General features: G+C 52.9%; 13 protein-coding genes. 5 read left to right on the top strand and 8 right to left on the bottom strand.

Translation table 11 applies throughout. The features are described 5' to 3' along the window. The first annotated feature begins 420 nt into the window (after positions 1-420). Positions 421-546, top strand: coding sequence for a hypothetical protein (locus J2X61_RS35350; protein WP_310195072.1), 126 nt, complete (start codon positions 421-423; stop codon positions 544-546). A 173-nt stretch (positions 547-719) separates the two neighbouring features. Here J2X61_RS35350 and J2X61_RS35345 read toward each other — a convergent pair whose 3' ends face one another. Further along, a complete protein-coding gene (locus J2X61_RS35345) occupies positions 720-1109 on the bottom strand; it encodes a VOC family protein (RefSeq protein WP_274473370.1) in 390 nt (129 codons plus the stop codon). Positions 1110-1211: 102 nt separating this feature from the next. Then, positions 1212-1433, bottom strand: a complete 222-nt coding sequence (locus J2X61_RS35340; protein WP_274473369.1) for a hypothetical protein — start codon at positions 1431-1433, stop codon at positions 1212-1214. A gap of 161 nt (positions 1434-1594) precedes the next feature. Between J2X61_RS35340 and J2X61_RS35335 the strand changes: the two genes are divergently transcribed. Next, entirely contained in the window at positions 1595-1873 is a 279-nt protein-coding gene (locus J2X61_RS35335; protein ID WP_274473368.1) for a hypothetical protein, read from the top strand. Between the two features lie 137 nt (positions 1874-2010). Next, positions 2011-4170: a 5'-nucleotidase C-terminal domain-containing protein gene (locus tag J2X61_RS35330; RefSeq protein WP_274473367.1), complete on the top strand. Its 2160-nt coding sequence runs from the start codon at positions 2011-2013 to the stop codon at positions 4168-4170. A 79-nt stretch (positions 4171-4249) separates the two neighbouring features. On the opposite strand, the gene J2X61_RS35325 is transcribed toward J2X61_RS35330, so the two are convergent. Continuing rightward, the gene (locus J2X61_RS35325; protein WP_310195066.1) at positions 4250-6946 is read right to left on the bottom strand and encodes a response regulator; all 2697 of its coding nucleotides are present in this window, start codon (positions 6944-6946) and stop codon (positions 4250-4252) included. Positions 6947-7100: 154 nt separating this feature from the next. Between J2X61_RS35325 and hisC the strand changes: the two genes are divergently transcribed. Continuing rightward, positions 7101-8225, top strand: coding sequence for a histidinol-phosphate transaminase (hisC, locus tag J2X61_RS35320; protein ID WP_310195063.1), 1125 nt, complete (start codon positions 7101-7103; stop codon positions 8223-8225). Between the two features lie 109 nt (positions 8226-8334). Then, entirely contained in the window at positions 8335-8805 is a 471-nt protein-coding gene (gene mscL / locus J2X61_RS35315) for a large conductance mechanosensitive channel protein MscL (protein ID WP_274473363.1), read from the top strand. A gap of 39 nt (positions 8806-8844) precedes the next feature. Here the strand turns inward: mscL and J2X61_RS35310 are convergent, their stop codons facing one another. The 5 genes from J2X61_RS35310 to J2X61_RS35290 form a co-directional block, all read right to left on the bottom strand. After that, the gene (locus J2X61_RS35310; protein WP_310195060.1) at positions 8845-9579 is read right to left on the bottom strand and encodes a (S)-benzoin forming benzil reductase; all 735 of its coding nucleotides are present in this window, start codon (positions 9577-9579) and stop codon (positions 8845-8847) included. Positions 9580-9617: 38 nt separating this feature from the next. Next, positions 9618-10433, bottom strand: a complete 816-nt coding sequence (locus J2X61_RS35305; protein ID WP_274473360.1) for a hypothetical protein — start codon at positions 10431-10433, stop codon at positions 9618-9620. Then, positions 10430-10633, bottom strand: a complete 204-nt coding sequence (locus J2X61_RS35300) for a copper ion binding protein (protein ID WP_274473354.1) — start codon at positions 10631-10633, stop codon at positions 10430-10432. Before J2X61_RS35300 ends, J2X61_RS35305 begins: the two co-directional genes overlap by 4 nt. 32 nt (positions 10634-10665) lie before the next feature. Continuing rightward, the gene (locus J2X61_RS35295) at positions 10666-10995 is read right to left on the bottom strand and encodes a metal-sensitive transcriptional regulator (protein ID WP_274473352.1); all 330 of its coding nucleotides are present in this window, start codon (positions 10993-10995) and stop codon (positions 10666-10668) included. 86 nt (positions 10996-11081) lie between these two features. Then, the gene (locus J2X61_RS35290) at positions 11082-13331 is read right to left on the bottom strand and encodes a heavy metal translocating P-type ATPase (protein ID WP_310195057.1); all 2250 of its coding nucleotides are present in this window, start codon (positions 13329-13331) and stop codon (positions 11082-11084) included. Positions 13332-13519: the final 188 nt, after the last annotated feature.

Genomic DNA, 13519 nt, shown 5'->3' with positions numbered 1-13519 from the left:
GCTCGCTCAAGTTTACTCACTCGTTGTTCAGTTTTCAAAGATCAATGTCTTTCGTACACTGCCGCGTTTCCGAAGCAGCGAGAAGTAATATACCACAGCTCGTCCGTCCATTGCAAGAACTTTTTTCTCATCAATTTCTGGCGCGAAGTTCATACTATCATATGTTGCCGTTCCAAAGCAAGTCCGCTTGATTACTCAAGTTGTTCGCCGTTCAAAGCAACGAGGTATAATGTAACATGCCTTCAGACCAATTACAACCCCTTTAGAAATGTTCCGCAATTTCAATTGTTTCGAATGTTCTCGCAGGCACGGGAATACAATCCCTTAATGAAGAAGTTTATTTATGCATCGGGCTAAACGCAATCTTGGGCCCAGCCCGCTCACGGACACAGCGGCCCTTATTCAATGAATGGGCACGTCTTGGAATATCAAACGGACACCAGCGCCGTTATTTCGCCGATTCCAGCGGTACTTCGCCTCGAAATCAACAAGTTAACGTTCCATGTGTCCGTTAAAAGTGTAACGTCCTGGTATCCGCCGATCTAACGGCTGTGCAGTCCGTTAGCTTCCGGATGACAGAGGCGATTCGCCTGCATTGTCCCACGGCTTGCAAGGCTGCCCCGAATGAGGCACAACGCCAGCACCTATGCAGCAGCTCTCGCCTCAGCATCGAAGCGCTCACCGTCCATGCGCGCAACGGCACCTATATGCCCGGAAACTTAACGGGTTGACTGAAAGAACTCGATCCGCTCGCCATCCAGCCCATTGAAGAAAAAGTATCTGGAACCGTTAGGCAGCGTAGTAATTTCTTCGTCCAACTGCTCGACGGAAAGTCCCTTGATTCTCGCAAACTCAGCTTCAACATCATCTACGGTGAAAGCCAAATGATGCACTTTCCCCTCTTGCGGCAAACCGGCGTTATAGCCCTCAATCAGCTCGACTTCCGTCTCGTTCGCCGCTTCAAAGCCTAGGAACGCGAGCCGGATAACACCGTTCGTATGAAGCAAGCTGCCTTTATGCTTAAGACCGATAACCTCTTCATAGAAACGAATTGACGCTTCCAAATTTGCTACCATGACACCGACGTGCTCCATTTTCATAACTGCCATATATAGAAACCTCCTTCTCTCAACTGCCTATAATTGTAGCGGAAAGAAGAAGGGAGAGCCATATACAGTTTAGCTGTTTAAACTGCGACAGGGATACAAGACTTAACCCCAGCAGATCGTCTCAATCTCCCCGTCCAAAGAAAAGAGCGTAACTTCTTTATTCGTAATATTGACCAGACCCAGGTCATCGAAAATTTTCCGCACCTTGGCATTAGATAAGTGGCTCAGGATCGTCTCGACCGCTCTTTGCAAATAGGCCTGATGCCCGGACTCATAGAACATAAGGACCTCTTTGTCATTCACCCATAATTTCGTGTAATTCATGCCATATACCACCCCCAGCTCATATTAAATTAATTGTATATATTGGAAACTAGGAAAGTGTGAAGACATTATTAGATATCTGTTAGGAACGCAAAATTTGCCCACAAGGGCCCCAATCGTTGTATACTATGGCTAAGAATGTTAGACGGGAGGGTACAAACATGAGATTGTTAAAGCTTTTGCAAATCTATGAGGTGGATGGGATTACGCCCAAGCATCAGTCAGAACGGTTCAATTTTGACGAGATTCAAGGGCAAACTTTCCGTGAAATGAACCCAACGGAAGTCGGTTCCCCGATGATTCTATCCGGCATACATCGATATTTTCCATTCAAAACTACTAGAGTTCAAGCGATAGACCGGGATGGCGTGGATTTCCGGGTACTTACGCGTAATACAATCTATCATTTCGAGGTATACAAAGACCGCAAAGCCACTTAGCCTTGGAAGGCTGGCGGCTTTTTTTGTTCCTTTTTATAATAATAATTTCTTTACTTCTCAAAAACTACCAATCCCCTTTATACTAATAGATGGGTTATTAACCGACGTTCTATTATTATGGAGGAGGATTTCTTTACATGAAAAAAACTTTGACGACGCGTCTCACCGCACTCGCTCTTGTGGCCGCACTTACAAGCTCATTTGGAGGCAGTCTGGCTTTCGCGGAAAGCGCGGGAACAACCGCTGCAGCACCTGCATCGGCGCTGAAATCGGACATGCGGCTTGCCATTGAGAACGGCGCAGTAGAAGGTTATGGAGATAACAACTACCGGGAAGCCAACCCAGCAACTAGAGCGGAAGTCGTGACGATGATCAACCGGGCGGCCAAGCTGAAGAACGCTGATCTTACCTCCTTCGCATTCCCCGATCTGGCGAATTGGCAGAAACAAGCTGTCGCCAACGCCGTTGCAGCGAAACTGATCAGCGGCTTCGCGGACGGAACCTTCCATCCGGATGCAGTGGTAACCCGTCAAGAGTTGGCCGAGCTCATTGTGAAGACGGTTACAGGCGGACAGCTTCCGAACGTCAATGAGAAGGTATTGAACTATTTCAAAGACGCCTCTTCCATCGCTGAGCAATCCCGTCCTTATGTCGCCTATGCGGTGATTAGCGGTATTTTCTCCCCAACGCTCGATGGAAATTTCAATCCGACCGCCCCGGTAACGCGCGATGAAGTCGCCAAGGCGCTTAAGCCGATTCTGTTCAAAGTCGTCGACATTCTAACAACCAATGACATCCACGGCAAAATCGAAGTCGGCTTCGATAAGAAAAGGAATCAAGGGCAAGGCGGGATCGAAACGTTAGGCGGCATCGTGAACGATTTCCGCGCCGTGAATCCCGATGGCACTGTCGTCGTTGACGGCGGGGATGCTTGGCAGGGGACGCTGATCTCCAATACAACGAACGGTCAATCGGTTATGGATACGATGGCTCAAGTTCAATATGACGCCGCAGCTATCGGCAACCATGAATTCGATTTCGGTCGCGATGTGCTGATCTCCAATATTAAGAATGCCAAATTCCCTATTCTCGGCGCCAACATTATCGATGACAAAACAGGCAAACGCGTCGATTGGACACAGCCTTACACAGTGGTCGAGAAAGACGGTCTGAAGATCGGCATCATCGGCTTCGCTACTCCGCAAACGACGACGACAACCAAGTCAACGAACATCGAAGGCCTTTCCTTCGTGAATCCGGTGCCGTTAGCCAAAGATTTGTCCGAGGAGCTGCGCGCGAAAGGCGTTGACATCATCATGGTGACGTCCCACCTGCCTGGTGAACAAGATCAAAAGTCCAATGAGATCATCAGCGAGCTGGCGGACTTGGCCAAAGGAACTGGAAACGGCACATTGGATGCCATCGTTGGCGGCCACTCCCATATGCGCGTTTCCGGCATCGTGAACGGCATCCCGGTTGTAGAAGCGCAAAGCTGGCTGTACGCAGTCGGTCATATTCAGCTTTTCGTCGACAAAACAACGAAGCAAGTCGTATCTTCCAACGCAAGTCTGCTAGAAACATATACAAACCTGACGACAGCCGACGAGAGCATTCATAAAACCGTTCAGGATTACAAATCGAAGATTTCCGCGAAATCCGGCGAAGTCGAAGTCATCGTCGCAGAGCCGCTCACGCGCAAATCGTTCCGTTTCGCAACGAATGGCGGTGTAGACCGGGATGGTGCTTCGCAATTAGGCAACAGCATCACTGACGCTATGCGCGCTTCCGAGAAATCCGACATCGCCTTCACCAATATCGGCGGTATTCGCGCGGATGTAGATAAAGGCGAGCTGACCTACGGCGAGATGTTCGAAGTATTCCCGTTCGGCAACTACAATGTAACGGGCACCATGACCGCCGAACAAATCAAGAAGGCGCTCGAAGTGACGGATAAGTACTCCAACCTTCCGGCCATCCAATTCTCCGGTCTGAAGGTAGAATGGGATGCTACCAAGCCGGCAGGCGAGAAATATTCTAAAATTACACTCGTTGACGGGACGCCGGTCTACGTTGACGGCAAGTTCAATAAAGACCGTACGTTCAAAGTGACGACCAACGATTTCATGGCTACCGGCAGCGGCGACGGCTTCACCGTATTCGGCGAGGTGAAGGATTGGAAAGATGGAGCGATTATGCTTGATGCATGGGTCAATTACGCCAACTCCTTGAAAACGGCCGGCAAAGAGCTGTCTGTTGTTGACGATGGTCGCGATGTCCGTTTGGATCTGAAGAAATAGCACTTATCCCTAATTCATAGCTCAAAAACAAATAAAAAAAGCCTTTGCCTCTCCACCAGAGAGCCAAAGGCTTTTTCGATTATGCCAGCCAAACCCGCATCAGGGACAACAGCTGATTTAAGTTAAGCGGCTTGCTGATATAGTCGCTAGCCCCCGCCTGTAAGCAGATGTCCCGGTCCTGCTTCATCGCCTTAGCCGTGATCGCTATGATCGGCACCTGCGCATAGCGGGGATTCCTGCGGATCGTCCGCATCGCATCATAACCGTCCATGATTGGCATCATCATATCCATCAGGATCAGATCGATCTGCGGCTCCCGCTGCAAAATAGCGAGACATTCCTGTCCGTCATGGGCGACGCTGACGTTCATCCCTTCATTCTCAAAAGCGTTGGTTAACACGAATACGTTGCGGACGTCGTCGTCGACGATCAGCACGCTCCGCCCCTGCAAGAAGCAGGCATCAGTGAACGGCGCTGCCTGCTCCTCAAGAAGCGCATGCTCATGGCCTGCCGCCGCTTGCAGATGCGCACTCTTGATCTCGCTGACAGCAGGCTCCAATGACGGGATATACACTGTAAATGTGCTCCCGATCCCTATCTCGCTGCGCATTTCGATGCTGCCGCCCAGCAGCCCGGCGAGCTCCCGGGATATGGAAAGGCCTAGGCCCGTCCCGCCATACTTGCGATTCGTCGTGCCGTCCGCTTGCCGGAAGGGCTCGAAAATGAGCGTTTGCATATCCGGCGGGATGCCGATTCCCGTATCCGCAACGGTAATGGCCAGCACATGCACGTTCTTGGCATCGGGAAGCAGAGCTGCCGCTTTATCCGCATCGCACAAGCTTATATGAACCTCCACCCTGCCTTCATGTGTGAATTTAAACGCATTGGAAAGCAAGTTCTTAATAATTTGGCCGAGCCGCTGCTCATCCGTATAGAAAACTTCAGGTACTTGGGCATCCAATTCAACATTGAACAAAAGATTACGCTGCTCGGCTACCTTGGCAAACTGGCTGCGAATGAGCTTCGGAAGCTCTTGCACACGGAACTCCCCGATATGAATATCAAGCTTGCCCGCTTCCACTTTGGACAAGTCCAGGATATCATCAATGAGCAGCAGCAGATCTGTGCCCGATGATTGAATCACTCGGGCATATTCCAGCTCGTCGGGGCTTAAGTTCCCCCGGCTATTCTCCTGCAGCATCTGGGACAGAATGAGCACGCTGTTCAGCGGCGTGCGGAACTCGTGGGACATATTGGCCAGAAACTCGGATTTGTACTTCGAGCTTAACTGCAGCTGGACGGCTTGCTCCTCCAGGGTGGCTTTGATGCGCTCCAGCTCCCTAGACCTTTCCTCCGCAAAACGGCTATGTTCCTCCAGCTGTTCGTTCGTCATGTGCAGCTCCTCCTGCTGGCTTTGGAGCTCCTCGGTTTGAATTTGCAGCTCTTCGGTCATCAGCTGGTACTCCCGCAGCAGCCGTTCCACTTCCGCACGCGTTTGAACGCTATGGACTATCGTTCCCAGCACTTCCAGAATATCCTCCAACAACTCTAGCTGCTGCCCCGTGAATTTGTTCATGCTGGCCAGCTCCATAACGGCGATGACCTCATGATGATGTTTGATCGGTACGACGAGCACGCTCTGCGCTTTCACGGCACCGAGTCCGGACGTTATTCTGACGTAGTGGTCGGGAACGTTCATGAAATGGAACATCCGCTTCTCCAGCGCACATTGCCCGATCAGACCCTCACCAATTTGAAAGCGCCTAGTACCGATTTCGTCTTGGTCCTGCATCATGGCATAAGATGCTATTCGTTCCATCGTATCTTTGCCTTGATGAGCGGTTCTGAGGTAGAACAGCCCGAAGGATGCGCCGAAAAGCTCCGCCGCTTTGCTGATGAAAGTGGAACCGAGCGTCTCGAGATCGGATATGCCCTGCAGCATATGGATCACTTCGGCCAGCTTACGCTGCTGCCACTCGATCTCCGCCTGACTCTCCAGCAGCATATTGGTCGCCTCGGCAAGGTCCTTCACCTCATCGTTCATGGTGACATCGATGCGCTGCGAATAATCTCTTTTGAAGGAGCTCAGTTTCAGTATGCTTTTGGTCACCTGCTTGATCGTCCCGACAATCGAATGCGAAATGACAAGTGCAGCCGCCAACGAGAAAATCAGCAGAATCGTCAACATAACGAATAAAGAGTTCGTAAACATGCGATTTTGCTCATCCAGCAGCTTCGCTCTATCCTTCGTGAACCCAATCTCCATATTCCGGAAACGATCCAGTTGGGCGCGGATATCCTCGACGTTTTGCTTCCCGAGATAGAAATCATACGGATTGACCAAGCCGGCCCCGGCATCTACATTTCTCTTCATCATAGGTCCCGTCGGCCCGCCCAGCAGCATAATCCAGGATTCGATCGCCTCCTTAATGGCCCGGAGGCTTTGGACCTGCACCTCGTTCTCTTTGGTAAGCCCGACTAACCTCACGTAGGACTCCCGCCATTCCGTCTCCCCTTTATGATAAGGTACGAGATAGGACGGATCGCCGGTCAACAGATACCCGCGCTGTCCGCTTTCCATATCCATCACATACCTCTCGATTGCGTTGATTTCACTGTGGACGGCAAAGTCATGCTCGATAATGTAATTTCTATCCGTTTGCATAGACGTCACCTGATTGATCACTAACGTAAGTACAATTGAAATACAAGCGATATTGAATATGTAACCAAGCATGATTTTGGATCGGATACCGAATCTCTTCATTTTCCCCATCCCCGCTGAGTCCACTCCTTATGTCGAATCGAGCATTCTTTTGTATTATACTACGCTCCCAAAAGTTGGGATATGGGCTTTTTTTGCTTTACTACGTTACTGAGTTAATGTATTATTTAACTAAAGCATTTATTAAGACTAAGGAGTGATCCCTTTGAGCGATCGAATATCCGAGAACATTCGCCCACGCAGCGTTCTGACCCGTATGAAGCCCTATTCCCCCGGCAAACCCATCTGGGAGGTTCAGCGGGAATTAGGCATTGAGACTGTAACGAAGCTGGCCTCCAATGAAAATCCGATCGGCCCGTCACCGTTAGCTGTCGCAGCCATCCAAGCCTATCTGACCGACATTCACCGCTATCCCGATGCGGATACGGCCGACCTGAACCGTGCTATTGCCGGCAAGCTAGGCGTGGAACCGGATCAGGTGCTCGTTACGAACGGTGCCGACGAGCTTATTACGCTTCTCTCCGAAACGTTCCTGGAGCCCGGCGATGAGATCATCGTTCCCTCCCCGACCTTCAGCGAGTATGAATTCGGTGCTAACCTGATGGGAGCGGCGGTTGTCGAAGTCCCGCTTCGCGAAGATTACAGCTATGCGATCGGCGGCATTCTTGCGGCCGTAACCGAGCGAACGAAGCTGCTGTATATTTGCTCGCCTAATAATCCAACAGGCACCTACATGAGCAAACAAGATTTATATGCGCTTATGGATAAGCTGCCGCCGCATGTGCTCGTCATTTTCGACGGGGCCTACAGCCATTTCGTAACCGCGGAGGACTACTGCGACGGGATCGAGCTCGTTCGCCAGGGCTACCCCCTCATCGTGACGCAAACTTTCTCCAAAATCTATGGCTTGGCCGGCATTCGCGTCGGCTACGGCATCGCATCCGCAGCAGTCATACGCAGCATTCGTCAAGTGAAGGAGCCTTTCAATGTGAATGCGTTGGCTCAGGTCGGTGCGGCCGCGGCCATTCAGGACGATGCGCATCTTATGGCGACCCGGGACATGAATACACGCGGAAGAGAGCGTCTGTATGAAGCCCTGCAGGAGCTGGACTTGAGATTCACTCGCAGCATGAGCAACTTCGTGCTCGTCGAGCTCGGTCCGGATGCCAAAGCCATCTATGACGGCTTGATGCGCAGAGGCGTGATTCTCCGGTATGCGGGGGCATGGAATCTGCCTCATCATGTGCGGATCTCGATCGGCACCCCGGAAGAAATGGACGTGTTGATCCATGCGCTTAGCGCTGAGCTGCTCGTTTCGAAGAGCCAATAAGCTCTTCAAGCCCATCAGGGGTAAATTTTCGGCAAGCCGTCCGACTCATTGTTTGCCTGTGGCGAAATATGCTACAATGCACTAAATTGCAGTTTGTTGGAGGTTCGCTATGCTAAAGGAATTTAAAGATTTTGCTTTCAAAGGGAATATGGTCGATTTGGCTGTAGGGGTTATCATCGGAGGCGCTTTCGGGAAAGTCATTACATCGATCGTCAATGACGTCATCATGCCGCCAATCGGTTTATTGCTGGGCAGAGTGAACTTTAACGAGCTGTTCATCTCCCTGAACGGCAAACATTACAATACACTCGCTGAAGCCGCTGCCGATAAAGGTGCGCCGGTGTTGAAGTACGGTGTATTCATTTCCACGTTTTTGGACTTTTTGATCGTTTCAGCCGTCATTTTCATCGTTATTCGACAATTGGCCAAGTTCCGCAAGAAGGACGAGCCGAAGGAAAAGGCCCCGGCCACCAAGGAATGCCCGCACTGTTTGTCCGACATTCCGGCCAAAGCTACCCGCTGCAAATTTTGCACCTCGGAGCTGGCTTCCGCACCATCGGTTTCCGGCAGCATCCAATGAAGACCACAAAAGAGTTAAGCGCATAGCGCTTAACTCTTTTTATTTGGTGCGCAGATCGGCGATCTCTCCCTGCGCGAAAGCCCCCGCCTGCAGCAGGTCCAGCAGCCGCTTCGCCGCGCTCTCTGGCGGTTGCAGCTCGCCGTCCGCATGCAGCTTCACGAACCGGCTCAGCTGCGGGAAGTCCTCTTCGGATGCAGCGCGAATCTCCCGCTGCATATCCGTGTCCACCACACCCGGGGCTACGGAGTAAGCCTCCACCGGGTAGGGCTGGTTCGTCTGCTCGACGCCGATACAGCGCGTCAGCATATCGAGCCCGGCTTTGGCGGTGCAGTAGGCACCCCAGCCGGGGTAGGGCTTCTTGCCCGCGCCCGAGGAGATCTGGACGACACGCTTCACGACGGGCAGCGACTGCGTCTGCCGGATGAAGCTGTTCGTCAGCAGCGAGGGCGCGACGAGATTGACCTGCAGGTTCAGCTGCAGGTCCTCCTGGCCGGCTCGGCCGATGAGCGTCATCGGCTCGAGCTGGCCCGCGTTGTTGATGAGCGTGATGGCATCCGCTCGATCTACAGCGCCAAGGATTCGATCCAGGCGGTCCGTTTGCGCCAAGTCGCAAGCATGAAAGGTGTAGGCACCTTGCATGCTTGCCGCCGCTTGGCGGAGGGTTGCGTTATCGCTGCGGGACACACCGTGAACCGCTGCGCCCTGCGCTAGAAGCTGCCGAACCAACTCGGCGCCGAGCCCTCTGGAGCTGCCTGTGATGATATAAGTGGGCATGGGTTTGACTCCTTCTGTCTTCACTTAACGGGGACAACTTACGGAACCTTCACGACAAAAGGCACTGCGAACACTTGGCCGTCTCGCTGAAATTCGCCCCAAATTTTGTAGATGCCGCTTTGCGGAAAGGTCGTCATGAACTTGGCCGACGGCCCCGTCGATTTCTCATCCGTCGGATGAACATGCAAGTATTGCTCAGCGGCCGCATCGAGAATAACGACATGGCCGACAGCCCCTAAGTACGGCTGCAGATTCTGAACCGGAGCTTTCGTCGCAGCGTCCTTGAACGTATACGTCAAGTTCGCCTCTGCCCCTGCCTTCAGCCCGTCGATCGCTAATGCAACCTCGGTGCCGTTCACGGTTGCGGTCAGCTTGGCGTCCGGCTTCAAGCCGGCCGGCGAAGCGGCGTTCCCCTGCACCGTCAGCGCATGGCTGAGCACGGATTTCTCTTTCCCGCTCGGCGCGAAATCAGCGAACAGCTTATAGTCCCCGCCGGCCGGAAAGCGCGTCGTTACCGTGAATAACCCTTTCCCTTGATATTCCGGATGAATGTGATTGAAGTAGGAGAGATCTTTGCTAACGACGATCAAATGCATCATTTTCTCATGATTGAGATCGAACTCGTTAACCGGCTTGCCTGCGGCGTCTTGAATTTGGATGGTCAGAGGGGTGTCGTCCTGGGCCTTGGCGGCCGTCTGCCCTCCTGACGATTTCACGCCGAATACCGCCTGTACCTGCTCCTTGCCCCCCGCTTCATGGCTGCCGCCGTGCGCCCCGTGTTCGGCCGGCTGGGATTTGGCGCAGCCGCTCAGCAGCAGCGCTGCCGATAAGAGAAGAATACTCGCTATTCTCATTGCACGACATCATATCCTTGCTCTTCAATCGCTTCCTTGATCGCTTGCTCGCTCAGCTTGCTCTCATCGTACTCCACTTCGACCCGCTTGCCGGCGAGATCTACTTTCCCTTGGGCGCCAAGCTCTTTCATCGCCTTCTCGATGGTATTCACACAGTGGTTGCAAGACATTCCTTCTACTTTCAAAATCAAATTGGACATTTGCATTCTCTCCTTTACTTGTAGACAATTTCTTATTTCATCAAGGTGTTCATCGTTTTGAGCAGCTCGTCGACAACGTCCATGTCGCCCTCTTGAATGCGCTCGACCACACAGCTCTTGAGATGTCCGGCGAGCAGCAGCTTGCCGACGCCGTTGAGCGCCGACTGAATCGCCGCGATCTGGTGAAGCACGTCGTCACAATACGTATCCTTCTCGATCAGACCCTTAACTCCGCGGACTTGACCTTCAATGCGGTTCAACCGCTTCGTCAAATCGGCTTTGAGCTTATCGGAATGGTGGCTTTTGCGCTCATTCACATCCAAGCTGCAATGGCTCACTTCCATATCTTGTTCATTATTCATGGCGGTATTCTCCTTTGGGGGCAATTAAGTATTATCATTATCATACCCCCATCCCCTATATTGTCAATCATTTCGGATCCTCACTCCTAAAGTTTAACCCGCTGCAGCCTCAAGGCATTCAGTACGACTGAAACAGAGCTTAACGCCATCGCCGCACCTGCCACCCAAGGCTCCAACAAGCCTAATGCAGCGATTGGAATGCCGATCGTATTGTAGCCGAGAGCCCAGAATAAATTTTGCTTAATGTTCCGCATCGTTCTGCGGCTCATCTCCATGCTGTCCGCGATGGAGGTCAGCTCGCCGCGCATCAGCGTCACATCCGCGGCCTCCATCGCAATGTCGCTGCCTGTGCCCATGGCCATGCCGACATCCGCCATCGCCAGCGCCGGCGCATCGTTGATGCCGTCGCCGACCATCGCAACGCGCAAGCCTTGAGCTTGCAGCTTCTTCACCTCGGCCGCCTTGCCTTCGGGCAGCACTTCCGCCAGCACCTGCCGGATACCGGCTTGCCGGGCTATAGCTTCGGCGGTTCGCGTATTGTCGCCCGTAATCATCATGACCTTGATGCCCATCGCTTCCAAACGGGCTACCGCTTCCTGCGACGTTTCTTTGATCGTATCCGCTACGGCTACATACCCCGCATACGCACCGTCTACGGCGGCCAGCATAACCGTCTTGCCCTCGCTTTCCAAACGCTCCATATCTGACAGAGCTTCGGAAATGTTAATCGTATGCTGCGTGAGCAGGCGGCGTGTTCCTATCACCACAAGCTTCCCTTCCACTACGGCTTCTACGCCGAAGCCGGGGATCGCCTTGAAGCTGGAAGCTTCGGGCAAGGACGCAACCAGCGGCAGAATGCCCTGAACGATCGACTCGGCCAGCGGATGCTCCGAACTGCGTTCGGTGCCGCCGACGAGGCGAAGAAAGAGTGTTTCCTCCAGCTTCGTCCGATAGTCGGTGAGCTGCGGCTTGCCTTTCGTGACCGTCCCCGTCTTATCCAGGACGACGGCATCGATGCGGTGAGCGGCCTCCAGATGTTCTCCGCCTTTGAACAGTACGCCTAGCTCAGCCGCTCGGCCGGACCCCGCCATAATCGAAGTTGGTGTCGCCAAGCCCAGTGCACAAGGGCAGGCGATAACGAGAATGGCGATCGTCTTCTCCAGTGCCCCGGCGAAATCACCCGGGTCGAACCAGAAGTACCAGAGGACGAAGGCGACAAGCGCAATGCCCACGACGATCGGAACGAAAATACCCGATATGACGTCCGCCACCCGCTGAATCGGCGCCTTGGATCCTTGCGCTTCTTCTACGACTTTGATGATCTGGGCCAGCACGGTATCGCGGCCGACCTTGGTAGCCTCCATTCGGAGAACACCGTTCTGATTCTGCGTCGCACCGATCACCCGGTCCCCTTCCTGCTTGTGAACGGGCAAGCTTTCGCCGGTCAGCATGGACTCATCCACGGAGGAGCTGCCTTGCATGACGATACCGTCCACGGGTATCTTCTCGCCGGGCTTCACGATGATGAGGTCGCCGGTGACCACATCCTCCAACGGGATGCTGAGCTCTTCGCCGCCGCGAATGACCGTGGCCCTCTTGGCCTGCAAGCCCATCAACGATTTGATCGCTTCGGAGGTGCGTCCTTTGGCCAGAACTTCGAACCATTTGCCTAGAATGACTAACGTAATGAGAATAGCGCTTGTTTCGAAATAGAGCTCGGGCATATGGCTGTGACCGCCCTGACTGCTCTGTCCCGCCCATTGGATCGTTAAGATTAGGCTGTAAAAGTAAGCCGCCGACGTCCCCAGCGCAACGAGCACATCCATGTTGGCGCTCTTGTTGCTTAGCGCTTTGTACGCTCCGACGTAGAATTGGCGCCCGATGATGAATTGAACGGGGGTGGCCAGAGCCAGCTGGACCCACGGGTTCATCAACACTTCCGGCAGCCAAATCCATGAGGTAAAGGTAAAATGACTAACCATCGCCCATAGCAAGGGGAAGGACAAGATCGCGGACACCCACAGTTTCAGCTTCATCCTGCGAATTTCTTTCGCTCTATGCTCGCTTGTTTGAGCTTTTTCTCTTTTCAGCGCGGCCTCATACCCCAGCTTGGCGACCTTGGCTTGCATATCGTCAGGCGTTACTTCCGAGGGTTGGTAGACAATGCGCGCGGTTTCCATGGCCAAATTGACGGATGCTTGCGCGACGCCGGGCATTTTGTTCAACCCTTTCTCGATGCGGGTTGCGCAGGCGGCGCAGGTCATTCCGGTAATATCAAAATCAACCGTTGCAGTCGGTTGGCCCTCTGACTGCTTCAAGACGGAATCAGTGCTCATAGGAATTTCACCTCTCATGAATAGTTACATCGTTCATGTTTATATAGTATACCCCCCTACCCTATATTGTCAAGCGGAGGGAACATCATTTTTCCAAAAAAGTTCTTACTTGCTCCACGAGAGATCGGCAGCCAACTGCTATCACAGCGTCATAAACGCAAAAAAAGAAGAGGCGCCCCTCTCCTTTT

This window comes from Bacillus sp. 3255 (assembly GCF_031456485.1).
Lineage (GTDB): Bacteria > Bacillota > Bacilli > Paenibacillales > NBRC-103111 > Paenibacillus_E.
Note: the sequence above shows the minus strand (reverse complement) of the source record. Positions and strands in the feature narration are given on the sequence as shown.